This window comes from Rhodococcus sp. BP22 (genome assembly GCF_014281965.1).
Classification (GTDB): Bacteria; Actinomycetota; Actinomycetes; order Mycobacteriales; family Mycobacteriaceae; genus Rhodococcoides.
Genome location: NZ_JACFTB010000001.1, coordinates 233,304 through 256,943 on the forward strand (window position 1 = coordinate 233,304; position 23,640 = coordinate 256,943).

The 23,640-nt window shown below is 61.3% G+C and carries 22 protein-coding genes and 1 pseudogene; 12 read left to right on the forward strand and 11 right to left on the reverse strand.

The window, feature by feature from the left end; all coding sequences use genetic code 11:
* Positions 1 to 93: 93 nt before the first annotated feature.
* On the forward strand, positions 94 to 618 hold the full coding sequence (locus tag H2510_RS01025; RefSeq protein ID WP_186626554.1) for a hypothetical protein: 525 nt from the start codon (positions 94 to 96) through the stop codon (positions 616 to 618).
* A gap of 373 nt (positions 619 to 991) precedes the next feature.
* Here H2510_RS01025 and H2510_RS01030 read toward each other — a convergent pair whose 3' ends face one another.
* Positions 992 to 2,356 carry a hypothetical protein gene (locus H2510_RS01030; RefSeq protein ID WP_186626555.1) on the reverse strand — a complete coding sequence of 455 codons (1,365 nt, stop codon included), beginning with the start codon at positions 2,354 to 2,356 and terminating at the stop codon, positions 992 to 994.
* A gap of 430 nt (positions 2,357 to 2,786) precedes the next feature.
* Here H2510_RS01030 and H2510_RS01035 point away from each other — a divergent pair, with 430 nt between their 5' ends.
* The 6 genes from H2510_RS01035 to H2510_RS01060 all read left to right on the forward strand — a co-directional run bounded on the left by H2510_RS01035 (position 2,787) and on the right by H2510_RS01060 (position 11,487).
* Positions 2,787 to 3,860 carry an IS110 family transposase gene (locus H2510_RS01035; protein WP_186626556.1) on the forward strand — a complete coding sequence of 358 codons (1,074 nt, stop codon included), beginning with the start codon at positions 2,787 to 2,789 and terminating at the stop codon, positions 3,858 to 3,860.
* Positions 3,861 to 4,229: 369 nt separating this feature from the next.
* Positions 4,230 to 4,454, forward strand: a complete 225-nt coding sequence (locus H2510_RS01040) for a hypothetical protein (RefSeq protein ID WP_186626557.1) — start codon at positions 4,230 to 4,232, stop codon at positions 4,452 to 4,454.
* Positions 4,373 to 5,761 carry a DUF6895 family protein gene (locus tag H2510_RS21155; protein WP_397517303.1) on the forward strand — a complete coding sequence of 463 codons (1,389 nt, stop codon included), beginning with the start codon at positions 4,373 to 4,375 and terminating at the stop codon, positions 5,759 to 5,761. The genes H2510_RS01040 and H2510_RS21155 overlap by 82 nt, the downstream gene beginning before the upstream one ends.
* Before the next feature lie 454 nt (positions 5,762 to 6,215).
* Positions 6,216 to 7,448, forward strand: coding sequence for a hypothetical protein (locus tag H2510_RS01050; RefSeq protein WP_186626559.1), 1,233 nt, complete (start codon positions 6,216 to 6,218; stop codon positions 7,446 to 7,448).
* A 3,308-nt stretch (positions 7,449 to 10,756) separates the two neighbouring features.
* The gene (locus H2510_RS01055; RefSeq protein WP_186626560.1) at positions 10,757 to 11,125 is read left to right on the forward strand and encodes a TetR/AcrR family transcriptional regulator; all 369 of its coding nucleotides are present in this window, start codon (positions 10,757 to 10,759) and stop codon (positions 11,123 to 11,125) included.
* Positions 11,122 to 11,487 (forward strand): hypothetical protein, encoded by a 366-nt coding sequence (locus H2510_RS01060; protein ID WP_186626561.1) that lies wholly within the window; start codon positions 11,122 to 11,124, stop codon positions 11,485 to 11,487. Before H2510_RS01055 ends, H2510_RS01060 begins: the two co-directional genes overlap by 4 nt.
* 326 nt (positions 11,488 to 11,813) lie before the next feature.
* Here H2510_RS01060 and H2510_RS01065 read toward each other — a convergent pair whose 3' ends face one another.
* Both H2510_RS01065 and H2510_RS01070 read right to left on the reverse strand, forming a co-directional pair.
* The gene (locus tag H2510_RS01065) at positions 11,814 to 12,371 is read right to left on the reverse strand and encodes a hypothetical protein (protein WP_186626562.1); all 558 of its coding nucleotides are present in this window, start codon (positions 12,369 to 12,371) and stop codon (positions 11,814 to 11,816) included.
* Positions 12,372 to 12,649: 278 nt separating this feature from the next.
* On the reverse strand, positions 12,650 to 13,894 hold the full coding sequence (locus H2510_RS01070) for a hypothetical protein (protein WP_186626563.1): 1,245 nt from the start codon (positions 13,892 to 13,894) through the stop codon (positions 12,650 to 12,652).
* A 393-nt stretch (positions 13,895 to 14,287) separates the two neighbouring features.
* Between H2510_RS01070 and H2510_RS21160 the strand changes: the two genes are divergently transcribed.
* The 4 genes from H2510_RS21160 (at position 14,288) to H2510_RS01090 (ending at position 17,085) form a co-directional block, all read left to right on the forward strand.
* The gene (locus tag H2510_RS21160; RefSeq protein WP_397517316.1) at positions 14,288 to 14,818 is read left to right on the forward strand and encodes a DUF2510 domain-containing protein; all 531 of its coding nucleotides are present in this window, start codon (positions 14,288 to 14,290) and stop codon (positions 14,816 to 14,818) included.
* Positions 14,815 to 15,186 carry a hypothetical protein gene (locus H2510_RS01080; protein WP_186626564.1) on the forward strand — a complete coding sequence of 124 codons (372 nt, stop codon included), beginning with the start codon at positions 14,815 to 14,817 and terminating at the stop codon, positions 15,184 to 15,186. Before H2510_RS21160 ends, H2510_RS01080 begins: the two co-directional genes overlap by 4 nt.
* A gap of 405 nt (positions 15,187 to 15,591) precedes the next feature.
* A complete protein-coding gene (locus H2510_RS01085) occupies positions 15,592 to 16,371 on the forward strand; it encodes a DUF2510 domain-containing protein (RefSeq protein ID WP_186626565.1) in 780 nt (259 codons plus the stop codon).
* Positions 16,372 to 16,596: 225 nt separating this feature from the next.
* A complete protein-coding gene (locus tag H2510_RS01090) occupies positions 16,597 to 17,085 on the forward strand; it encodes a hypothetical protein (protein ID WP_186626566.1) in 489 nt (162 codons plus the stop codon).
* Positions 17,086 to 17,204: 119 nt separating this feature from the next.
* Here the strand turns inward: H2510_RS01090 and H2510_RS01095 are convergent, their stop codons facing one another.
* The 4 genes from H2510_RS01095 to H2510_RS01110 form a co-directional block, all read right to left on the reverse strand.
* Entirely contained in the window at positions 17,205 to 17,954 is a 750-nt protein-coding gene (locus tag H2510_RS01095; protein WP_186626567.1) for a metallophosphoesterase, read from the reverse strand.
* Positions 17,955 to 18,170: 216 nt separating this feature from the next.
* Positions 18,171 to 18,725: a hypothetical protein gene (locus H2510_RS01100; RefSeq protein ID WP_186626568.1), complete on the reverse strand. Its 555-nt coding sequence runs from the start codon at positions 18,723 to 18,725 to the stop codon at positions 18,171 to 18,173.
* Positions 18,722 to 19,804 carry a helix-turn-helix domain-containing protein gene (locus H2510_RS01105; RefSeq protein ID WP_186626569.1) on the reverse strand — a complete coding sequence of 361 codons (1,083 nt, stop codon included), beginning with the start codon at positions 19,802 to 19,804 and terminating at the stop codon, positions 18,722 to 18,724. Before H2510_RS01105 ends, H2510_RS01100 begins: the two co-directional genes overlap by 4 nt.
* A gap of 161 nt (positions 19,805 to 19,965) precedes the next feature.
* A complete protein-coding gene (locus H2510_RS01110) occupies positions 19,966 to 20,706 on the reverse strand; it encodes a TetR/AcrR family transcriptional regulator (RefSeq protein ID WP_315901156.1) in 741 nt (246 codons plus the stop codon).
* Between the two features lie 131 nt (positions 20,707 to 20,837).
* Between H2510_RS01110 and H2510_RS01115 the strand changes: the two genes are divergently transcribed.
* Positions 20,838 to 22,334, forward strand: a complete 1,497-nt coding sequence (locus H2510_RS01115; RefSeq protein ID WP_186626571.1) for an MFS transporter — start codon at positions 20,838 to 20,840, stop codon at positions 22,332 to 22,334.
* Between the two features lie 10 nt (positions 22,335 to 22,344).
* Here the strand turns inward: H2510_RS01115 and H2510_RS01120 are convergent.
* From H2510_RS01120 to H2510_RS01135, 4 genes and pseudogenes are all read right to left on the reverse strand, one after another.
* Positions 22,345 to 22,518: pseudogene (locus tag H2510_RS01120) on the reverse strand (IS110 family transposase); the annotation flags it as partial.
* 116 nt (positions 22,519 to 22,634) lie between these two features.
* A complete protein-coding gene (locus tag H2510_RS01125; protein WP_186626572.1) occupies positions 22,635 to 22,802 on the reverse strand; it encodes a hypothetical protein in 168 nt (55 codons plus the stop codon).
* Positions 22,803 to 23,090: 288 nt separating this feature from the next.
* Positions 23,091 to 23,273, reverse strand: a complete 183-nt coding sequence (locus H2510_RS01130) for a hypothetical protein (RefSeq protein ID WP_186626573.1) — start codon at positions 23,271 to 23,273, stop codon at positions 23,091 to 23,093.
* Entirely contained in the window at positions 23,270 to 23,602 is a 333-nt protein-coding gene (locus H2510_RS01135; protein WP_186626574.1) for a hypothetical protein, read from the reverse strand. The genes H2510_RS01130 and H2510_RS01135 overlap by 4 nt, the downstream gene beginning before the upstream one ends.
* Positions 23,603 to 23,640: the final 38 nt, after the last annotated feature.

Below are 23,640 nucleotides of genomic sequence, written 5' to 3' on the forward strand. Positions count from 1 at the left end.
GGGGGGCTCGGACTGCTCATTTTGGGCGTGTGTGCTTGTGCCCCATGGAAGAACGACGGGCAAAGCTAGTTGGCGCACGTAGGGTGTCCAAGCATGGACACCCTACTCAGCAGCTCGTGGAACTGGGAGAACTGGTATGCCAGCTCCGTTATCGCGGAAGGACTGTTCGCTTCCTGGGCGCGAGACAAATATGGAGAGAGCGTCAGATGGCTTCCGAAAAAGCTGAAGGACGTGACTTGGGACGGAACGGTCGTCGACGTCAAGGATGCATTCGTAGACGACGTGCGCACCGCGAATGGGCAGAAGGAACCTTGCCTCGGATTCATGGGTACCGCACGGGGACCCGGCGAAGAAGCGCGAGAAGGGGTTACGCACTTTGGTCTCGTTGTCCGCGATGTTGCTGAAGGGCCAGATCTCCTAGCCGTCACGGCAGACGGTCACATGACCATTCAGACTCAGTGTCACTTCTCGATCTACCTGGTTCCGAGCGATGAGATCAACAGATTTTTTGCGCGTTACACTCGTGCCGGAATCTCAGGGCTACAACGTAATCGCTACCAGATCCTGAGCATCGCTGAGAGTTTCCTGGTGTTCGACAACCACCCGGTTCGCGACTAACAGTGCTGGGTCGCTACCGGAAGACCTGCGATCGTCCAAGATCACGACCTTCAGGCAGCCGTGTACCGTCCCGCTAGGTCCGCGCCGCACTTGCGACCGAACGCCGGTCTCTCATCGAGACCCCGATCGAGCCGCAACCCAGTCGGAAGACTTGATGTGATCAACTTCGCTGCGCGAGCTCCCTCGCAGCTTTCCAATCCACAGGGAGAGACTCACCGTTGATCTTGTACTTGGCGGCGATACGCCCGTTAACCGGGGAGCTACCTGAACGTATGGTGACCACTGCTCGCTTCCGCTCTGCCTTCTTTCGACTGACTACGTTGAACACCATCGGGCCGGGCCTCCTTCCAACCACCGCTGAACTCCCTGCAGCTTACAACGCCCCTACGACTTGAAGCCTAGCCCCGCGGTATGACCAGTACAGTCGGGCTGTCAGAACTGTGAACGCTGTGGTCAGCAGGTATATCGCCCACCAGGTGGTGTGCCAAACCCACGGTTCGACTGGTACCGCGGCTAGGGCCGCTAGTAGGACTAGAACTAGCGAGCACGCCATGAGGACACCCCGCAACGGCAACAGCAGGTTGGACACAACGTCGTGCTCCCGTGAGCGACCAATCCACGACAGCAGAAGTGCCGGTCCGACTAAGACCACTGGTGCAACTGATGACGGGATGGTGAAGGTGTCCGCAACAACCACGTTGCACAGGCGCGCAGGAATGCTCGCAAGTACCAACGCCAGCACGATCGCCGCAGCCCATCCCGTGAACCGCCGAATCCCGTGTGGCCCTGGCACGGTCGTAACCGAGAGCTCAATATTCTCTTCTACCACATGCTGAGTGGTGAGCACTACGTGAGAACGTGAGCCCCCGAGCGACGGCGAGTTCGCAATGCCCTGTCGTGCCGCCATGCGTGTGCTTTCCGAGGACTCGGGTGACGACGGCTCTTGAGCGACTTCCACGATGGCGAGTGACGACGGCAAATCGATTTCGACGTGATAGCTGGTGTTTGACCAGCAACTCGCAGGTGTGTAGCTGAACGCAAGCGAGGAGACGCTGGACCACGGATTGTCTACCTCGAACGGTTGGTCAAGCGAGTACTTGAAGACAACCCGTTGTGAAATAAGTTTGGCCGGGATGACGACAACTAGCAGGAAGTTCTCAGCAAAGAGCTCGGCATAGCTGACGAGCAATCGAGCGTGGGTTTGGGCATCGACAGACATTTTCGGAACGTCCCTCAAAGCAGCGCGCAATGCTTCCTGCGCAGTTTTCAATGGGTTCTCACCACCGCGGTCAGCGCCGTCGTACTTAACGACCTTCTGGAGAGCCGCTCTGACCTTACGTGCGTGCTCCGAAGGGAACCCCACCCCACGAACGAGGTGGTCGATGAATGCGGTTGTGATCTCACCGTTCTCGCCACTTGTGAGAACGGGAAGGCTATCGCCTTCGTGTGTAACATCAAACCTCTGAATTACACGTTTCCGCAGAACCCCGAGTGGGAGAAACGCCTGCTCGCCGTTGCGCACGATGCGATCAGGGACTGTGACATCGAGGGATACATGCCTCCGTGTGTAACCCTCGGAATCCAGCCGCAGCGAGTCAACCTGACGGTGTACCCACCGATCGTCTACTAGAAGCTTGAAATAGATTGCGCCAGTGTCACAAGCAGTCGTATCTTCGGCTCGATTCTCGGTGGCCGTGATCGACGCATCGGGGACTGACCCACAAATCGAGCGTTTCATGGCACCTCCGAGCACGCCTCTGATGCGCCAACCCCTCAAGCCTTCTCTGCACATAGATAAGAGGCTAGAGCCTTCAACCCGATTCCTGATCAACTGCGAGCAGTTGTGGGAAAACAGGCCTAAGAGCCTCGTTGCTCTGGGGATACACCCTGGCGGACGCTTCCGACTTGCATCGGTATGCAGCCCGCGTTCGAACATTGCGGTGTTTGTAGCGTGCTGTAGGAGATCCGCGGGGATGGCTCGGGCGCTTCCTGCCACCCATCGGCCGGCGTACATGGGTTGACTCAGTTCGGGTGTGCCGTCCCCGTGGTCTCCGTCCGGGGTTTGGCCCAACAGAGGCGTGCGCATCACCTGGTGGTGCCCGGAAGTCGGAATGCCGATCTCGGATACCTATCCGATTGGGCAGCAACGAATCTGGAGGATATGTTCGATGATTGTTATCGGTGTGGATCCACATAAAGAAACGCATACGGCGACGGCCGTCGATGAGGTGACGAATACCAATCTGGGGTCGATCCGGATCCGGTCGACTCTGGAGGATTACGCCCGGTTGTTGGTGTGGGCGCAGCAGTGGCCGAAACGCCGGTGGGCGGTGGAAAACGCGCGCGGGTTGGGTCATCATCTGGCGTTGTGGCTGGTTGCGCAGCGTGAGCATGTTGTCGATGTGCCGTCGACGTCGACGGCGCGGGTGCGGCAACTCTCGCGCGGGAACCGGCGTAAGAACGATCGAATCGACGCGGCCGCTGCGGCGTGTGTGGCCGCGCTGCAAGGCGACGGGTATCCAGTGGTAGTCGAGGACCATACCGATGTGTTGCGGATCCTCGACGAACGCCGCCGGAGTCTGGTGTCGCAGAGCATCCGGGTCCGGAACCAGTTGCACGCATTGCTGCGCGAGCTCGTGCCCGGCGGAGCGAAAACCGATCTGGACTCGGAGAAGGCTGCGGTCTTGTTGCGCTTCATCGCCCCCAATACACCGAGTGATGCGATGCGGAAGGCAATCGCGTTGGAGATGGTCGGTGACTTGCGACGTCTGCACGTGCAAGTCTTGGAGATCACCGAACGCACCCAGGCCGTTCTCGCCGATTGCGAAACGAGTCTGCTGGCGATTCATGGTGTCGGCCCAGTGATGGCGGGCCGAATCCTGGCGCACACCGGGAACCCCTTCCGGTTCCCATCGGAGGCGGCGTTCGCGAACTTCACCGGCACCGCACCGATCGAAGTATCGAGTGCCGACAACACCAGACATCGACTTTCCCGCGGCGGCGACCGCACCCTGAACGCTGCGGTGCACATCGTTGCTGTCTGCCAAGCCCGCACTCCCGGATCCGAAGGGCACACCTACTACCACCGCAAAATCAGCGAAGGCAAAACGCCGCGCGCAGCACAACGATGCTTGAAAAGGCAAGTCGTGAAACGACTCTGGGCCGTGATGCGTGTCGATGAGGTGAGGCGGGCCAGTGCTTCCCGTAGCCACCTACCACCGACCCGCCTTGCAAGAGCGTAGCATAGCTCGAACATGTGTTCTAGTTGTTGTCGCGACGACTTTTCGGGGCGCGAGGTGTGGCAATTCCCCGAATGCGGTCGCTCCCCCAAGGGACAAGAGTTACTATTTATCTAAACCAGACACATACATTAAATTGCCGCCGTGGAGGGGGTTGCTGTATGTCGTCAAGCCCGCAGCACAGGAGCCGTGGCCCACCTCGCCTCAAATTAGTGAGGCTCACAAAACGAATTCCCGCGTAAAAAGTCGATCTTCGAACGATTGCGGGCACCTTCCCCTCTGCAACCAGGCCGCCGCACAATCGCGAACGGACAGCACAACAACCTACCTAATACGAAGCAAACCAAACACTTTGAAAGTGAAGTGGGAAAAATGCCGTCACCCAAAGAGATAAACGCCCTCGCGACCTCTCTCAGCGAGAAGGGATTGATCAACCTCGATGCGTCCATGAAAGACCATCTTGATGCTGCCGAGAACGCCCTGGCTGCCGTCAAAAACCCAGCAGAACTTGCCGGGTGGTATGCCCTCGGCGGCGACCACTACGTCATCGTCTGCGGCGCCGTAGAGCGCGGTGCCGAGGTGATAAACCCCGGTTAGTCGCCGCCTGGAAAGGGCCCCGATGTTTTCACTGCGGAAGCACCGGGGTCAGGGTTGCCTCTACGACGGGAGTCACCTTGCGCATTGCCCATACTCATCGCGAGCGGATAGTTGAGGTTTGCAATCTCTGTGTCGGCTGGTTGAATACTCTGGACCAACTCCTCCCGACGGAGGACTGTGACCTACGGGCGGCATGGAACGTTCCGAGCGTACATGCTGTCGAGGACAAAATAGTCGCTGAGTGCGCGACGTTTCTATATGTCGCCACACGCACAGCTGAGTCGAACCCATGGCCAGAACTTTCCGCCGCAACTGAGAATCTAACTGACGCACTGGCGCGCGTAGCACGGCCGCGTTGGCACCTCGAAATGCTTCAGGGAAACCCGCATCTGGTGTGGCCCATCGCAATGTCGCATGCCATCCTTAACCGGTTAGGCGTTACAGACTCTGCGTACGACGCGTGCGTGCGGCAATGCGTGGAACTTGGCTGGAATACAACAGTTGACCGACTGCTGTTTCGCACACTCGAGACTCGCTGGATCCAGGCAGTTTGGTCGGACAGACAGCCTGATGTCGACACGATCTTGGCAGTCGCACCGATTGGCCCGCCTTCCATCGTCGCACGTCGCGAAGACGTGTATGCCTTTACCCACATGCTGTTCTACGTGACGGATTTCGGCCACAATCGTCTTCCCGAGTGCCTAGATCGCGGAGTGCTTGCGGAACAACTCGACGCGTATCTCGCTTGGCAATTATGGGAAAACGACCTTGACACAACAGGGGAACTTCTTTCCGCCGCATACTTGTGCGATGTTCCGTCTCTATATTCCGAAATCGTCCTTGCTCTTCTGTGGCCTGAACTTCAGCACGGACTTAGCCGAGGACCGGCACTACCTTGTTCGTTAGACAGTTCTATCGAATCAGACCCGATGCGCCATTTCAGCGCCTGCTACCACACGACACTAGTTTCAGGCATACTCGCCGCATCTATTGCGCTCAGTGGGTTTGACCCCGATGGCCCGCAGAGTTCGGGTTCGCCAGTGGAGTCCAGCTATAGCGCAGTACTGCAAATACTAGGCATCGCCGGCGCAGCGAACGGCTGGAACACCAGGGTCAGTGGGATATTCGCATCTCAGTCGGTGTCCAACGCGCTGATGTTCGACGGCGCAACGAGCTTCGCATATCACCGGAACGCATTCGATACCTCCAAAAGTCTATCCACGAACTCGCAGCAATTGAACGTAAGTACGCCGACGCTACGGCACGTCGGGGAAGCACTTCGCTTCGGCGAAGCCGTGGGATCATGATGGCCATCATCGCTGGCGCGTGACGAACGCGCCGAAAAGCCCGGCTGCATTAGTTGTGTCATAAAGGGCTCTTCTCCCCGGAGAAGAGCCACAAATCCGGTTGACCGCCTACACAAAGCGGACTGGCTCAGTCGTTGATGTTCGAACGGACGTCGCCTTGACAGATACAGAGGCACCCGAACGTGGACGATCGCGTGTCAACAGGGTTCAGATTCGATTCATTTGACACTTCTCGTCAGGTTCTCACGTCCCAACCGCAGGCTGACCTCCTGGCCAACACTGCGACTCGCGTTCCGCCCAGACGCCGGGTGTGACTTTCAGGAAGTGGGTGAGCGATTGCAGCAACTGAGCGCCAGTTTCACGTGTAGTGATCTTCGAGGGCGGAGCAGATAGGATTCCCTGCGTGGACTGGGCTTTCTCCGATGAGGTGATACCACCGTGTGTGGTCGGTTTCATGATCCTGTTGCCTGATCCGATCCCGATCCCCCAGAAGGCAACCTGGTTCACGTCGACTGACGAGAGCGCTCCCGAGCTGAGAGAGACCGCACAAATTCCACAATCAGGAGTTGACCCGATTCATCTCGACGACGAGGGGCGAAACTTCGTCTCCCTTCGGTTCTGGCAGATGAGGGATGAGTCCCCGATCCCTTTCGCTCACGAGAACGAACTCCTCATGAAGGCGTTCGCGGCAATGCACCCGGGTGACCATGACAATCCACACCCGGACGACTCGGGTCTCGGCGATGAAACCGCAGATGACCTCGAATTGGAAGAACGCTATCGAACAGTCGTTGAAGCAGTCACGTTCCACAGCGCCGAGCCAACCGCGTCCACGCCGATTGACAGATGCCTGAAGGCCTTACTGCAGTTTCATCGCGCCTATCGAATGATGGCAGATCGACCGCTTTCCGTACTCACGGTCAAACGCCTGTTCCCACTGGCGCTTGTCTTTACCCGAGCGTTAGAGGATACGACGGTCACACCGCTCGGTCTCTATGCCTTGAATGGATCTCCACCGAATCTTGGAGGCCTCGTCTCCGAGATTCGGCGAGAGGTATTCGACCAGGTCGCAGGGTTGCAGAAGCGGCTGGATCAGTACGACCCCCTCGCCAGGTTCCTGGAAAGCCGAACCGACGCCGCGTACGAGCTTCACGGGCCGGGTTCGTACCGCGACGCGATCATTCACCTCGGAATAGCTTGTGAAGTCCTGTTCGACGGACTCCTCGGAATGCTGATGTGGGAGGAGGGCACCCCGGTTGAGCGCGCGGCGGAAGTGTTCTCAGCACCCATCACAACTCGGATCAAAAACCAGTTCCATCCCCGATTGAAAGGCACGTGGAAGCTGGATCGCGGAGAGCTCGGCGCCTGGAGTGTTGAGGTCGCCGGCGTACGGAACCGCGTAGTGCACGCGGGATACCTGCCAACCATGCAGGAAGCACTCGCCGCAGAAGCTGCCGCTGACCAATTGCGCGACTTCGTCGCACGCAAACTGGCGAACGCCGGAAGTCAGTATCCGTACACCGGCCTCACCTTCTTCGGTGAGGGCGACGTACCGCACGGAATCCCAACTCTGAACAAGTCTGCTCGGAAATGGGTCGAGGAGAACCGCGCCAACCTCTCGACAAAAGGAGATCAGCACCGCAAGTGGCGGGAGGCCGTCAACGACGACGTCGCGCGACGCGGCTAACCCTGGAACAGGAACTTGCAGTCGCTGGCCGATTGCATCCAGACGGACGATTCGCTTGTTCAATAAACGGTCGTTGACTGAACAGGTAGAACGCTACTCAGAACGAACCCGAATTACCGACACTAATGTTCAAAAACCCGTTCAGAAATTGTGCCTTCGACCAAATAAAATGAACACCTTTTGAACTGAGATCGCCGTGACGCTCGTCGGACCGGTGCGCGTGAGCACCGACAAACAGGAGACGCAGCACCCTCCGGGTGCGCTCGACGAGAGCGTTCGCCGTCTCGGGCATTGGCCGCAATTCTTCGGGCAGATGGCCCATCGTCACCCTCACGAAGAGGCGACGGCGGACCCCGCCAGACCGGGTGAAAATCAGGCGCGAAAGGCAGCCATGACGTCACCATGCCGCCCAGCCGGGGAAACCTCGCTCAGCCGCATCGAATGCTGGCGCTTGAAGGCCGATACGACAATCGCCGCCGCCCCGATGGCAGGGGCCGCCGCGAACAGACCGCGCCGAGCGGAGCGAGAGCTCCCACCATCCGAACCGTCCAGGCGCCACGCTAGGACACCGTCCGGATGTCCCCGGCGAATGCCGTAGATGCAGCGGACGCTGTGTCGGAAGTTCCGTCACGACTAGGGACGGCCGATGAGCGAGCGAGCCGGGGATACAGCAGACGGCCGCAAGGCCGCCACACCCGCAGCAGCCGATCCGGCGCCGGCTGATCGCGGCCCCACCTCTCGCAGCAGAGCGCGCCAGGGGCGCGAACTAGGCCGACAGGACGCAGCGGCACAAGAGGTTGCGAGCGGGCGAGTAACCGACCCGGAACGGGCCGCAGGCGCGCCAGCGCCGAGCACCGCTACGGACACGCCGCCGCAGCGGACCAGGGCACCCCGAAGGGGGCGCCGACAGGAGAGAACGAGAAGGCCGCCCGCGGCCGCCCGAGAGAACCCTGACGGCGATAAGGACCCGAGCGCCAGCGAGGGCGACGAGGCGCCAGCCGAGGAGGTCGTCCCGGCTCTGCCGGGCAAACAAGGGTGTAGTGAGCGAAGCGAACGAAACCCGCCGTGCGTCACGACTCCTTATGCCCTTTTAGCTTGGAGCCACAGCCACCGACCCAGAGCGTTAGCGGCGGGAGGTTGCGTACGTGGCGAACTGGGGAAACAGTCGATTTCAGCGGGGGTTGCGTAGTACGCAGACCCCTCGAAGAGGGGCAATATAGAGGTACGCAAACCCCTGGCGCGTAGCGCCATTTCCGCAGGTAGAGGCGGTGACGGCGTGGGTACTATGTTTCAGATCACTGACGCAGAGGGCGCAAACCCCGTTTTTGGGTTTGAGCCGGCTTCAGGATCGCCGGCGAGCGCAGCGAGTGGCGGGGCTGCATCGTCGATGGCGTCAGGGTTCACGGGCCGCCTCAGCGGGTCGTGCAGCCGCGGCGTGGCCGTGCCCGTGGCGTCAGCCGCGGGTCATCAGTTGGGTCTCCAGTGTGGAACAGCAGGCGGCCTCGGCCGCCGTCCCAACCTCCGCGTAGGTGCAGCGTTCTCGTGGGTCCGATGCCCGCGCGTGAGCGCGCTTATAGAGCAGTTGGCATCGGTGAGGGCCCCACGAGAAAGCGGAACCGCAGCGGCCCCGGCCGCGATGTCGATCAGAGCGCCGAAGGCGCACCAGCTCTTCGCCGGGGTACTCGGGTCTGTCCGCTTTTCCCTCCGGTCTCGCTCGGCATCGGTCGCGGCAGCGACCGGTCAGGGCTGCGCTGCCAGTCGTGGCAGCAGCCGATGAAACAGGCTATTCGCCGCGACTGAGGCGATCCTTTTCTCCGGGCGCGTAGCGCCTCCGCAGCGCTTCTCCGGACCGGCTACAACACTGCCGCGAGGGGCGGCCGGGACTCGTCGCAGACGGGTGTGTGAGGCAGCGACGCGGGCTGGATGACGTCACGAAGTGGCGGCTACGGCCGATCAGGTTTCACCCCCGCCGGGGCCACCTCGGAGGTCGGTTCGGATCTCCTGCGGCGAGCCAGCTTTTCCGGCCGGCCGCAGGGGCTGGTTCCTGCTTGCAGCGAGCGGAGTTCCTCGGGCTCGGCGACGAGCTCTTGCTGCCAGGATCGGCTGCGGCCGGCGGCTGCGGCGGTACAGGCGGGCTACGGGACTGACTCCTTCGGCGCACGTGGGTGGGCGGCTGCAGCGCTTTTCTGCAGCCGCCGGTGGCCCCCGGGCCACCGGCCAGGTCACTGTTTCAGCATCGAATATCTGGTGCCCACGTGCGCCGGAGGAGGCTGCTGACTTCGGGCTGGAGTATCTCGCTGGCAATAACTCAGGTGCGTTCAGTGCGCAATAACATTGTCGGAATTGCTGTTGTGGATCGACGGCGCGATCAAGGGGAAATAGACCTTTTTCTGCGGTGTGAACAATTCTTTTCGGCGTGCGTATGTGGGGCGTTTGTTTTCCTTTGTCGACGCGGCAATATAAACGGCTTTTTCGGTCTCTCGATATTGTTTTCGGCGGCCCTCCGAGTAACCGAGATGGCCCATCGGGGGCTGTTGCGGGCCCCGGTGTCGACGGTGAAAGCCCAGTTCGTGGACTTTCGGAGCGTCGATGGCGTCAAGAATTGTTGACGATCGTCCTGGCGTCGGTCGGTGGCGGCAGCATTCGCAGACGAGTGGCTGTCGTGCGGCCATTGTGCTGCACAATCGCCGCCCAGGTGACGACACCGGCGCGTATCAGCCTCGTGAGCTACCGATAGACACGGTTGTATGGCGGTCGGAAGGCCGCTCTGCTGTCACTTTCAGTACGTTGCGACGGCGTTCCGACCGTGCATCGGGGGACTGTAATGCAGTACGGAAGCCGCAGAAGTAGACATATAACTGTTCAACGCGCACTTGACGCACGGTTGAACTGCAGTGCAGCGGTCTAAATGCCGTAGTACTGCGTAACAGCCGCCGTGCAGCCACATATGCGGCTTTACGGCAGCGGTCCCTGCGAGGCGTTTGACACGATAGTGACCGTCCAGCAGCCACTACCGACGCCTTTGAATTGTTGTACGGCGGTAGCGCGGCGGCCCGATGGTGCTGTCAGTTTCAGAAGACGACTGCACGAGTTCAGGAGTGGAGTGCACTTACTCGGTCGATTCGGGTCGGGTTCACAGTCGGCCATCGAGCTGAGCATTCCGATGAACATCTTGCTCAGCGGATCCTTCGGGTCCGGTAGTCGATTCCCTCACGGAATCCGCGACCGGCCTGGGTGCGCAGTGCACCCGCGCTCGGAACGACGTTCGGGCTATTGACTGGGCGTTTTAGAACGTGCATTCTTAAACTGTGGGAAGACCAAGGAGGTTTGAATCGAGCAGGGTTGTTGCTGCGGCAGCTGTCCTCTTCGACAGCGACGGGTACGAGGGCAGTTCGATGGATCGCCTCGTGCAGGTGACCGGAGTCCATCGGGGAAGTCTCTACGCCACATTCGGCAGCAAACGTGGCCTCTTCCTCGCATGCCTGCGCGCTGCCGTCACGTCCACGGCACCCAGCGGATCGGGCCTGCTGCTCGTCGCCCTGGGTGAATTGGCATCTCGGGACGAGGAGGTGCGTGCGATATGCGCCGAAGCAATTGACGCATGGGGCGATCAGGCGGCACACGAACTCGGTAGACGACTGCTGGCGCGGGCTGGCCTGACGAAAGGGAACGAATGAATGACGTGACGATCGACCGCAGTAGGGGAATCCTCGTGGTCGAGCCACGCGGACTGAACAAGCTGTGGGGATTCGTGCGCCGTATCGAGGTGTCGCTATCCCAGGTGCGCGGCGCTACGCATGACCCAGGCGCTGCTCAGGAGTACAAGGGCGTGAGGGCGCCCGGCCTGGGCCTTCCGGGACATAAGTGGGTGGGGACCTGGCGTAAGGACGGCGAGCGGCACTACTGGAACGTCAAGGGCGGGAGGGACGTCGTGGTGGTCGAGGTGTCCACCCCGCGATTCAACCGCCTCTACCTGAGTGTCGAGGAGCCGCGCAAGGTTGTCGATGCGATCAACGCGGCCATCGCGCATCAGAACTGACACCTCGATCCGGAAGCCGGAGCACAGATCCGCGATTGGACTTGAGGTAACCGATTCACTCGGCAGCAAGGCCGATCGGAAGGCTGGCTGGCTGGCTGGACACTGCGACCTCCCCACCTTTGGTGGATGTGTTACCGCGATTGCAATGACAACTGTCTGGTTTTGGCAGCGTCGGCATCGAATCGTGGGTGGTGTCACCTCAGTGTTGTACGGCGGTAGTGCGGCGGCCCGATGCCACCACCGAAAAAGCAAGAACCCGCACCTGCCGGGAAGGCAGAGTGCGGGTTCGGTGGTGGGCGATGCGGCCGATTATGGCGCTCTGAGCCTCAGAATGGAAAGAGCGCCTCTGCAGCTCCGGCGAAGATCGCCGGCAGCATCAGCTGCGCGCCGGTACCGAACGAAGCTGCAAGAACGTAACCGAGCGAGCAGGTCAAAGGGGTTGAGTCCACTTTGTGTGCGACTACACCGGCCATTCGAATTTCGTCAGTCCATTCCACCACGACGTCGTACTCGTCGTCGGCAGTGAACATGCCGATTTCATTGCTTCCGGTGTGCCGCGTCCCTTCGACGAGTCGGTGGGCATGCGGCGTCGCGGCAGTGAAAAGCCAGGCTTGATCGTGCCCGGTGATATGTATGCGGTAGGACCGGCGTGAAAACTTGCCAGGAGAGAGATCGAGGTCGTATCCCTTGCCGTCGATCAGTAGACGTAGATGTCGGCCGTCACGGGTGCCGATGGGCACGTCGGTTCGTACGGCGTGCTCGCCGCTGCGGGTGACCGATGCCGTGGGAATGGACTCGCCGGAAATCACGAAGCTGCGCCCGCCGTCGTTCCGTTGGAGCCTGATCGAACCGTAACGGGAGTCGAGCATTTCGTGGGAAGGCACGGATTCGATGCTAAATGTCGGCCGCCTTGGGATCGTGAACGGCGGGCGCTGTGGATCCGCCGGATCGAGGTATCGGTGGCGATGGTGGCGAGCGCTTCAGAGGTGGCCCAGCAGCCATCACTGCGGCCGGCGAAAAAGCAGGAACCCGCACCTGCCGGGAAGGCAGAGTGCGGGTTCTGTGGGGTTAGAGCCCGATCAGACGAGGTGCAAAACTGTCGTCGCCGATTCGACCTGGGATCCGAGGGAGCCGCCGATGGCTTCGCCGATCGGCGCAGGGGTCAGAAGAAACGGTAGCGGGCGGTGCTGACCTGGAATCCGTGTCCGGATTCGTCGTGTTGGCAGATCGCACCGCCGGTCTCGCCACTGAACGCGCAGGTCATTCCGTATGCGGTCATGGTGCTGCCGAACGGCAGCGTCGTTTCTTGCATCGATTGCCGGTCTTGCATATGGGAATTGCCGCCTGAATCTGCGAGCAGGCCGGTCTCGCCGTCCGATCCAACTTTGATCAGACGTGCATCGGTACCTGCCGACAACGGTTCTCCGACTGGCGACGAGCAGAACGCTCCGGTCCGCGAGATCGTGCAGTAGTAGTCACCGCTCGGACTGGAGAGTTGGCAGATGCCTCCGTCTGCGCAGGCACCCGGGTCGACCGGTGTTCCGACGATTCCGTCGGAGTTGTTCTCGGACGATGAGTTGCCCCCCAGAGGGGGGCCGGTGGGGGCCGTGGTCGGGGCAGCTACCGGAACTGAGGCTTCTGCTGCGGTGGACGCACTGCATCGTTGTTGTTGCGGCCACACGAGACTTGTGCTGGGGTCGGTCCCGGGTTGGCCGTACTCGACGGGCATGACCGTCGCTTGTATAGATGTAAATCCCGCCGCGAGCGGAGGAAAATTGGCCAGATCCACTGTGAAGGCAATCGTATTGCCCACAACTCCCGAGTTGACGGGTGTCGGTTCGGCAGTGAGATCGTAGTTGTAATCAAACGAGTTGCCCTCAACCGTCCATCGCTTGTCTCCTGCACCGTAAAGGTTCCGAGAGAAGTAGAGGTTGTATCCGTTTGCTCCGTCGGCTTCTTCGTCGAAGAACAGTGAAGCGTCGAAGTTGAAGTACAGATCAGCGCTGAAGTTGAGGCTACCGGGAGCTGGGTAGTACGGGTCGTATCCGGGCAGCGCCACGATATTGGGCGGTGGTGGTGGTGGGCCTGCCATCGTCAGTTCTATTCGGAGTCGGTCTGGTCCGGCGTTTTCGAGCCGCACAGCCCGCGCGCGGACCGGCGCCGGCGCTGGCTGATCGATGTAGCTGGGGGGAACGCCAGGGCCCGAATGCGGTACCGAAACACACGGAAGCGTTTGGGGAAATGCGGACCAGTCGATGCTTGCCGCCTCGCTTTGGTCGGACATCCGCACCCAGGTCGCGGTTACCGCGACTGCGATGACCAGCACACCAACGACTGCGGCGGCAATAATTAGTCGGCGCCGATTCCTAGGCGGGGATGGGGGTTGGCCGATGGTCGGTTCGCTCATTGGTTCAGGGTGCCATGCAGAGTGTGCCCAGCACGTTCGATAACCACATCGGCACGATGGTCAAGCAACGCATTGCTTCTCGGCGCCGTGTTGATGTCGGAAGCACGCCTGGCAATCTGCCTTCCCGAATTCTCACGGGACGCGCGCCTCCGTCGAGTGCGGTACCTGATGGGCCCGGTTGCGCGGCACCGCCAGATGCTGACCGAACCATCGAAGAAACAAATGGGCCTGTAGTTCCGATAGCGAAGCGAACGGTCTCATCAGAGACCTTGGGATAGGAAGGTTCTACCAGTGCCCGTGCTTTCTCCGACGGAACGTGGTTTGCGAATCAGGGCGACTGCGCTGATCGGCGTCGTTCTCGCGCTCGCCGGGGTTCTTTTGCTCGTATATCCCGTGTCGGTTTCGTCCTACGGTCTGTCAGCATCGTGTGGGAACACGATCACCAGGGATAACAGTGAGCCGTCGAAGCTGGACGCCAGATTCGACACCAGGCTCGCGCAGGAACTCGATATTCCGACTCCTTTGGACCTCGACACAGCGCCGTTCACGAAGTGCACCGACGCGCTGACGCTACGTCGCTGGATCGCGTGGCCTGCGGTCCTCGTCGGCATCGTCATCGCTTTTGCCGCTCTCAGAAAACTTACGTGGACGAGAGTCGCCAGGCCTCCGAGTAGAGGCCAAGCCCATGTCAGCGCCTCAACGGTCGACTCTCACGCACAGAACTCGGCCCAGTCATCGCCACAACCGGTCCCGAACACCGCTCCCGGTCATGCTCCCCTTCCGCTTGCACCTGCCGGCTGGTATCAGGATCCCCACCAGGGGAACAGCATGCGCTGGTTCGACGGATCGCAGTGGACAGCAGGAACAGCTCCCGGCACTCAAAGCGAGGCGTCCCCAAGCCAAACCGAAAGAGGCACCCCATGAAAGCAGCTGTAGGAACGAAGCTTTTCGTTGGTGTGGTGCTCGCCGGAATCGTCGCAGGGACGGTAGCGACCGTAGATGCGACGACAGTACCGACGCACAGCACTACGCCGTACGGCCTGCGTACTGCTCTCTATCCCGCCTACCACGGTGCGATGACCAAGTACCTCGGGCCCAGACTTCGAGAGCAATATGACTTGACCCACTTCGACAGAGAATTTGAATTGCTCTGCGTTGAGGCGGAGCGCAACCGCCTTACAGATGAGCAAAGCAGCGAGCTTGCGGCCCAAATCCCACCCGCAATCGACTACCGCAAAGCTCGCGAGCTTTGGGCAATCACTCTCGCCTACGGCATCTGTACCATCCGCTGACCACGAGATCACCTAGGTAACAGCACCACCGCAGACACAATCACCACAGACGCACGCATATCCAACGCCTCGGCTTGCTCGGGCACAGAGGTTCCCCCCTCCCAGCGGCGGTCTCCTTGCGCACCGGCGGGTACGGGCGAACTGCACAAGCCGATGCGCGAGCGCGGCGAGCCCGCAGACGATCAGCATCACGATGTAGGCCCCGCGGGTTTCGACGAGGAATGAGCGGTCGTCAATAAAGCCGGTGCCACGGCGGCCAGGAGACTAGCCGGTACTGCGAACAGCAGTGCTACCGACGCTTCCGGGCGTGTCGGGGAGCCGCCGGCGGCTTCGCCGTACCGGCGCAGTGTCGATGTGCGGAATACTCCCGGACGACACCAGCGAGTACGAGGAACGGACACATTGATGACAAGCCCCACACCCCCGCCCGGATGGCACCCGGACCCGAGCGAGCCTGGACTGCTCAGATATTGGGACGGAACTCAGTGGACCGAGCACACTCAGAGCGCCGCCGAGCCCACAGCAGCGGGGCCCACAGCAGCGGAAAACATACCTGCGGACCCTGCGGAGCTCGCGGCAACAGACGAGCCCGGCCGCACCGGCGTTCCCCGTGCGGTCAAGATCGTCGGGGGCATCGTCGCCGCGTTCGTTGTGCTCGGGGTGATCGGTGCCGTGTTCGGTGACGAGGAATCTTCCGATGACTCCGATGCTGCCGCCCCGCAGCCGACCTCGAGCTCGGCTGCACCGCAGGTAACGACCCTCGCACCAGTGAGGACCACGCCTGCACCGGTGACAACCACCACTGCTGTTCAGCCGACCACGACCACTCCGGCGCCGGCTGCGGGTCCTGCGACGTACACGTCCGATCCACGGTGTGCCTCGGCGAATCAGTCGCTAGTGGACCAGGTCACGGCCGGTTTCTCCGAATCGGGTCTGACACTGACAAACGGCACGGTCATCGATGCAGGCGAGTACACCTATGTCGGCGGAACCACTGTCGACGCCGCAGGTCGTGTCGAGAACCGATCGGATGTCTGGGTGATCTCGGACGGGGCTGTGTACGCCTCTACCGGAGGAGCCAGGAACACCACGACCTGGCCGAAGGCCAGCTCGAAACTCGGTATCTCTGCCGGTGACCCTGACGTCCAAGCCGTCGACACCTGCGTCGTGGAACTCACCAAGTGACACTGTCGCCGTCAGGGGACAGCAGTGCGGATCGAAGCGCAGCGTGATTCGGGCGTGAGGTCGGTGTCTACAATTCCGCTGCACCTGATGGTGGGACGCACGCCGGGGACCTCATCTGGATCGCGGTACTCAGACGGCCGAAGAATTGGACGTCCAGGTACCGTCCACTCCTTGCCAACATTTCGGCGAGCCCTCAGCTCGACCACATCAGAAAGACCACTCCCCATGAGATGTATACCCACCCTCGCTGCTGCCACTGTCCTGGCGGCAGGTCTGTTCCTCGCCGCTTGTGGCAACGACGATGACGCCAAGGTCGAAACCAACAGCAATTCGTCGTCCTCCGAGGCGCGGCAGGTAGAGACCACGGCCAAGCCAGTCTCCAAGTCCGACTCTGTCGTGCAAAGGTTCACCACGGCTCTCGATGACCTGGACATCGAGCACGCCGAACCCGTGCGTGAAGAGGTCGGACTGTCGGGGGCTTCGATGCGGTTCGATATGCCAGTGAACAGCTACGACGCCGGAATCAATATCTTCCCGGACGAGGAGGCGCTCACGACGTGGCAGGAGGCTAGCGATTCCCTCGGCGGGATTCACGTCGCTCTGCCCGATGAGTATGCCGTGCTGACATTGAACAGTTCCGAAGGCATCGCTGACTCAGCGAAGATCGCTCCGATGATTGCCGAGGCCGTCGGCGGCACTGCACACGGGGCTTGAACGCACGACCGGCGACTCACCGACGCCATCCGAGGAGTCGCCGGTGAGTAGAGCCAATTCTCAAAACTGACGGTGCATTTTGACGCTAGTCAAAATGCACACCGAAGCTCACAGATCGTTCAGTAGGTCGCCACGCGGCCACTGAGCAGCGCCGCTGCTATGTCTTCACGCCCGTTGACGCCGGCCTCGACAGCGGCGGTAGTGGCGTCGTAGTCGACCTTGTGAAAGGTCGTGGCCCATCGATTTTCGGCATTGTCTTCGATCACCGCGTACCGAGCGTGATGCGTCCCGGACTCCATGACATGTGGATAAGGATGATCATCGGCGTAGGCGGGCATGCCGACGCTACCCGGGTTCACCACCAGCGTTCCGCTGCTCAACCAAACCTTCCGTTGCAGATGGGTGTGCCCGCACGCGATCACTGCCCACCCAGAGCAGCGCGATGCTCGGTGCTCCACCTCCGCTGCGGTCGCAGGGCGGCACCCGCCGGGTTCCACTGTCTCCAAGAAGTATTCGAGATCATTCGCCGGCGTGCCGTGAATGGCGAGAACGCCGGCGCCGAGGTCGAGGGACGGTGGAAGCGAGCGCAGCCAGTCGTGGTGGGAATCGGTCAACTGGTCGAACGCATGACCGTCCGATGCGCTCATCCGGGCGCGGTCGGTGCTCAGCAGTTGTCGCTCGTGATTGCCCGCGATCGTTGGAATGGCGGCGTTCATGAGTCTGTCGGCAGTTCGGCGCGGATGAAGTCCACCGGAGACGATGTCGCCCAGGTTGGCAATCGAATCGACGTGCTGCCGCGAGATGTGGGTCAGTACTGCATCGAGCGCCGCGATGTTTCCGTGTACATCCGAAATCAGGGCAATACGCATCACTGGAGTGTCGCACTGAGGAGCTAGCCGGGCACACCTGCCGCAGCGACAACCTTCGCGAGCAGATCGACGCCGGCTAAACGAACGGCACCCCGTCCTGATGAGCACCGCACGACCCGATGTGCACTCGTCTCCTGAAACTGACAGGTGCAGCGAAAATGCAGAACCCGCACCTGCCGGGAAGGCAGAGTGCGGGGCTGCCCGACGAGGATCTGATCAGGCAATGGGTAGCAAGCCGAACTTCTTCGCCCACTCGACGAAGCTGTTTGCCTGCGGTAGGTGCATGTCCGTGTCGAGCAGGGCCTGGTACACCTGCTCGGCGTCGATGTCGTCCAGATGCTTGTGTGCTTCGCAGATGATCCACATCGTTCCGATGGACGGGAGTTCTCGGGCGCGGGCCTGGGCGCGCGCGTCACCGTCGTCGATCACCGCGATCATCCCGCGATGCTTCGCGCACGCCAGGACCGCGCACTCGCCCAGATTCTTCTCGGGCGGATCCTTCTTACCCGAGGGCATGTCGACTTTGATGAACTGTTGGGACCGCGCCTCGTCGGCAGTGAGCACGCCGATCTCGACCCAGTCCAGTGTCGATGGGGACGTGATGTCGTAGCCGGCCTCGATACCGGCCTCGATCTCGGTGTTCACGGTGTCTGGAATCAGTACCAACCCCTGCGGGGCCAGCCTCCGCAAAATGTCCTCGTGACCTGAGCGGCAGAAGTGGGTGAAGGTGGAGGTGTCCATGACCCATCGCCGGTCGTCGGGCGCGGTCACAGGCTTGCGAAGTCTTCGGCCGTTTCCTCACGCCGTTCGGGGAGGTCCTCTTCGGTGAGCGCATCGCGAAGCAGTTCCACCGCGCGGGGTCCTGTCATTCGGCGGTCGATGTAGGCAGCCATGATCGCGGCGGTCAGCGCTGGTGACAGCGACGGAGGTCGCAACTCGTCGGTGGAGAGCGTCAGGCCCAGCTTTGCGAACTCACCGTTCACCGGATTTCGTCCTTCGAGGGTTCGGTATTCGTCCTGGTCGATGAAGTTCAGGTTTCGGAGATGGAAGATGACCGCCGACCACGACATGCCGAACGTCGACGCCACACGTACGGCCTTGTCCCGGACGGTGTCGCCGGGATGCTCGCGCCATATCCGGTTGATACCCGCTCGGGGTGCCAGGAGGTGCGCCGCGAACGAATTGATCATGCGCTCGGCGTCGCCCACGCCCGAGTCGAAGGCGTCGCCGAAAAGCCAGTGTCCGAGTTCGTGCGCGAGGGACATGCGTCTACGACCGATCTTGGTGTCGCCGTCGACCACGGCTACAGCTACGTGGTCGGCCACCTCCACCATCGCGCCGTCTGCGCCACCTTCACCGAGCCCCAACGAGCATGAGAACAAGCCGAGCCGCTCGGCGATCCCGGGGAGCCCCAGCAGCGGGTCGGTTCCGACACCGAGGTGGGCTCGAACCTGTCTAGCTATGTTCTCTGCTTCTGGATGCGTCTTCGGCGTGCGCCATTGGGGTCGGTCCGCAGCAGCCGTGATCACCCCGGAGTCGAGCAGGCTCGCGACGTCACCGGCGAACAGTTCGAGCTGCCGGTCCATCAAAGCGGTCACCTCATGTGCAGGACCGGCATCCGAGCGGCGACTGACAACCATGGGCAATGGGTCGCGCACGAACCATGCGAGCGGGGTGGCGAGTACGTCGGCGAGTTTGACGAGTTCGACAGCGGAGACCTTCCGATCGCCCTTCTCGATACGAGTGAGGGCGGTGCGATCGATTCCGGCACGGTTGGCCAGGTGGTCTTGAGTGAAGTTGAGGTCCTCTCGGGCCTGTTTGATGCGCCCGCCGAGCGTCTTCGTATCCATGTGTGCGATTTTCACACATTGCGAGTTCGAGCGCCAGTAAGACCAACCGATACCTGTCGAGGCAGTGCTGTGCGTCGGCGGGATCTCAATGCGGGAAGCAAGAACGATCAGCTTTTACGGGCCTGTCAATCGCACTGGAGCCCACGTCTCAGGTCCCGCAACTATCGCAGATGTTCATCCGTGAACTGGTTGACAATTCCGCTTAGTACAGCCGAGAGTCCTGCATCAAACTGTGCACCGGGGTCTGTATTTTCACCGTGCAGATATGCCTGCACGTGCGGAAAGTTTCCAGAGTCAAGGATTTTGGACATGTACGGTGCGACTACCTGCTGCCACTCGGCTTTATCCAGACCCGTTCTCTCGATCTCGAAACGCTCAGCCAGATCGGCACCGACACTGCCACGCACGAATGCATCGACCGTGTTCACCGCCCATGCCCTGGCGGTTACCGGCACCGACCGAGGGAAAATAGCCAGGGCAGTCTCGAGACGGCGCAGCGCTTCCGGTCCCAGTAGCGGTCGAACCGGAGGACGCGACGCCCACGGATGGGCGAGCAACATCTCTCTGTTGGTCCTTGCCAACCGCTCCAGATCATTTCGCCAATCGCCACTCGGGATTCCGTCGAGGTCCTGCTCTGCCACGATTGCGTCAACCATGAGGTCGATCAGGTCCTCTTTGCTGGGCACATGCCGATACAGCGACATCGGGCTCGACCCGAGAACTCCAGCAATATCCCGCATGGCCATGTTGTCGAGACCCTCACGGTCAACCAACACAATCGCTGCTCGAACGATCCGATCGCGACTCAAACCCGGCGACCGCCGTAGACGCGGTGGGACACGGTCCCAAATGGGAGTCGACCGCTTTGTCGACTCAGGTGTCAAATCTCCACCCGCATCCACGCTCGCACCTCATCTCAGTTGCAGTTGCAGTTGCAGTTGCAGTTGCAGTTGCAGTTGCAGTTGCAACCACAAGCGTACAGCGTTATCGTTTCCTGGCCTTTGCGTACGGCGTTATCGTTTGGGAGGAATCGATGTCCACTTCACTACAGCCGCCAACATTTGTCCGGCCACTCCTGGGATGGTCGGTCGTATGCGTCGTACTACTCGGCGATCTGCTCGACCTGCTCGACTCCGTGGTCACCACCATCGCGGGCCCCTCGATAGTCGAGGACCTGGGCGGCGGATCAGAATTCCTCCAGTGGCTGGCGGCCGGGTACACCGTTGCCATGGCAGCCGGACTGCTCATCGGCGCCCGCCTCGGAGACATGTACGGCCGCAAAACTCTCTTCCTCATCGGCATCACCGGATTCACGCTCGCCTCGCTCCTGGCAGCGGTCTCGGTGTCTCCGGGCATGCTCGTTGCCGTTCGCATCGCACAGGGGCTCCTGGGGGCGTTGATGGTTCCGCAGGCCCTAGGTTTGATCAAGGAAAGCTTCCCCCCAGAAAAGGTCGGCACCGCCTTCGGCTTGACCGGTCCGGTACTGGCCCTCGGCGGGGTCGGAGGGCCGATTCTCGCCGGATGGTTGGTCGACGCGGACTACTTCGGGTGGGGTTGGCGATCGATATTTGCGATCAACGTTCCGATCGGCATCGCGCTGATCATCGCCGCAAGCGTAATCCTGCCTCCCTCACGCCGGGATCGAAATGTCCGACTCGATACTGTTGGCGCTGGATTGGCAGGCTCGGGTATGGCGGCGATCGTCTTCGGTTTAGTCCACGGACGTGAATTCTCCTGGCCGTGGTGGGTCTTTTCAATCATCTTCGTAGGGATCGGCGCACTGGTCGCATTCGTGATTCGCCAGCGGACGCGCGGCGCACTAGGGCAATCAACCCTCGTCACCCCTTCCCTGTTCCAAAAGAAGTCATTTCTGGCCGGCCTGGCAATCGGCGCTTTGTTCTTCGGATCGCTCATCGGTTCATCGCTTCTCTTTGCGCTGTACTTTCAACTTGGCCTGGGTCTTTCACCACTTCAAGCGGGCCTGGCTGCCGCTCCACAGGCAGTGGGAATGATCCTGGGCTTCATTGCCTCCCAGGTCCTTGGCCTGACTCGGCGCACCATGCTGATCGGACTCACCATCGTGGCGATCGGCTTTACTGGACTCTCGATCGCAATATCGATCCGCACACCGCACGTCACCGCTCCAGCACTGCTTCCTTTTCTTGCGCTGATAGGCGTGGGCATGGGTCTCACAATTGCGCCATTCTTCGACATTGTCCTCGCCGGTGTCAGCGACAGCGAAACTGGCTCTGCGTCTGGAAGTTTGACCGCCGTGCAGCAGTTGGGCAATGCGCTCGGTGTCGCCGCACTGGGTACAGTGTTTTTCACGACCCTGGGCAACCCGAACGACGCGACTCTAGATACCTACACGAAGGCCTTGAACTACTCCATGTTCGTGGCTATCGCTCTGATCGTTGCCGCGGCCGCGGCAACGATCGCTCTACCTCAACGTGCCCGACACACTTCGCACTCAGGTATTGGCACCGACGAAGCCGGACCAAGCAGCGGAACCCTCCAAGAATCAGCGTAGATATCGACATCTACGCCGCCACCGGCTCTACGGTGGTCGGGCTGATCGGCTCCCATTCACGGTAGTAGCGGAGTAGCGCCCACAGAACGTCTACAAGTCTGCGTGCGAGCGCGATGGCCGTCTGGATGTGGCGTTGATCTTCCTTGCGTTTACGCTGGTAGAACTCTCGGGAAGGCCCCATCACGCAGGTCCAAGGACCACGAAAACAGAACCCGCACCGGCCGGGGAGGGCGGATGCGGGTTCTGTGACGGGGTTCGCTGCGTCGAGTGTGACACTCAGCGGGGGATCCCGATGCTGTGTCAGGGCTGTTCAGGCGGCGGTGTGGTCGGTCGTCCTGCCGCGGCGTCGCGAATCCACTGAGGTGCCTCACGTCCGCTACGTTCGCGGATGGCGATGGACGCGCGAGCTGCGGCCTGGGCGACTTCGGGTCGTCCGGCTGTGCTCTTTCGTGATTCGGTGGTGGTCATCGCGGGTCCTCCTGATGGTCGTTCTGGTTGTCAGTGTCCTCTGGTGCGGCGTCTGCGCGCTAGTTCTTGTTCGGCTGCGAACTCTGCGGAGCGCAGCGGGTGATGGCGGCGTCTACTGGCCCTCAGATATACAACTGGAAACTTTCGCAGCCGAGGGCCGCCTGCTGAGGCAGCCGGCAAAAAAGAACCCGCACCTGCCGGGGGAGACAGAGTGCGGGTTCTGTGGTGGATTCGCCGCTTCGAGCGTGAAGCCGAACGGGCCTTCGTAGCCGCTGGACTGGGCCGAGTTCAGGCCAGGTCGGCTGGTGGTGTGGTCGGCCGTCCTGCAGCCGTGTCCCGTAGCCACTGAGGTACCTCGCGGCCGGTCCGTTTGCGGATGGCGATAGACGCGCGAGCAGCGGCAGCAGCCACCTCGGGGCGTTCCGCGGGTCGGTCGGTCTGCTGTTCGGTCTGCTTTTCGGTGGTGGTCATCGCGGGTCCTCTCGCTCGTTCTGGGTTTCAGTGTCCTCGGTTTCCGGTGGTTGCGCCAGTGCACGACGAGCTGCGGCGCGATCGGAGACTGCGACCAGGACGTCTTCTTCGGTCTTAGTAATGAGTGGTGAGTCGGTGACGGTGGCGTAGATGTCCCAGCCCAGGGCAGCCTCGTCGTCGTTGGCGCTGGTGGTGTGATCGAGACACCAGGTGATCCTCGACCACGCCTGAGCACGTCTATCTGCCACGGTGCGTTGGCGGACGGTGAAAGCAACTCCTGCGACGGCGAGGACGCCGACGATCAGGGTCACCCATGTTTGAGCGGGCATCAGTGGCCGTTCCTTTCAGGTCGTTCGGCGGCGGGTGT

Excerpts from the sequence above, each read along its gene's own strand:
- H2510_RS01025 (WP_186626554.1), top strand. The coding sequence starts at position 94 with ATGGACACCCTACTCAGCAGCTCGTGGAACTGGGAGAACTGGTATGCC.
- H2510_RS01030 (WP_186626555.1), bottom strand. The coding sequence starts at position 2,356 with ATGAAACGCTCGATTTGTGGGTCAGTCCCCGATGCGTCGATCACGGCC.
- H2510_RS01035 (WP_186626556.1), top strand. The coding sequence starts at position 2,787 with ATGATTGTTATCGGTGTGGATCCACATAAAGAAACGCATACGGCGACG.
- H2510_RS01040 (WP_186626557.1), top strand. The coding sequence starts at position 4,230 with ATGCCGTCACCCAAAGAGATAAACGCCCTCGCGACCTCTCTCAGCGAG.
- H2510_RS01050 (WP_186626559.1), top strand. The coding sequence starts at position 6,216 with ATGATCCTGTTGCCTGATCCGATCCCGATCCCCCAGAAGGCAACCTGG.
- H2510_RS01060 (WP_186626561.1), top strand. The coding sequence starts at position 11,122 with ATGAATGACGTGACGATCGACCGCAGTAGGGGAATCCTCGTGGTCGAG.
- H2510_RS01070 (WP_186626563.1), bottom strand. The coding sequence starts at position 13,894 with ATGAGCGAACCGACCATCGGCCAACCCCCATCCCCGCCTAGGAATCGG.
- H2510_RS01080 (WP_186626564.1), top strand. The coding sequence starts at position 14,815 with ATGAAAGCAGCTGTAGGAACGAAGCTTTTCGTTGGTGTGGTGCTCGCC.
- H2510_RS01085 (WP_186626565.1), top strand. The coding sequence starts at position 15,592 with ATGACAAGCCCCACACCCCCGCCCGGATGGCACCCGGACCCGAGCGAG.
- H2510_RS01090 (WP_186626566.1), top strand. The coding sequence starts at position 16,597 with ATGAGATGTATACCCACCCTCGCTGCTGCCACTGTCCTGGCGGCAGGT.
- H2510_RS01095 (WP_186626567.1), bottom strand. The coding sequence starts at position 17,954 with ATGCGTATTGCCCTGATTTCGGATGTACACGGAAACATCGCGGCGCTC.
- H2510_RS01105 (WP_186626569.1), bottom strand. The coding sequence starts at position 19,804 with ATGGATACGAAGACGCTCGGCGGGCGCATCAAACAGGCCCGAGAGGAC.
- H2510_RS01115 (WP_186626571.1), top strand. The coding sequence starts at position 20,838 with ATGTCCACTTCACTACAGCCGCCAACATTTGTCCGGCCACTCCTGGGA.
- H2510_RS01125 (WP_186626572.1), bottom strand. The coding sequence starts at position 22,802 with ATGACCACCACCGAATCACGAAAGAGCACAGCCGGACGACCCGAAGTC.
- H2510_RS01130 (WP_186626573.1), bottom strand. The coding sequence starts at position 23,273 with ATGACCACCACCGAAAAGCAGACCGAACAGCAGACCGACCGACCCGCG.
- H2510_RS01135 (WP_186626574.1), bottom strand. The coding sequence starts at position 23,602 with ATGCCCGCTCAAACATGGGTGACCCTGATCGTCGGCGTCCTCGCCGTC.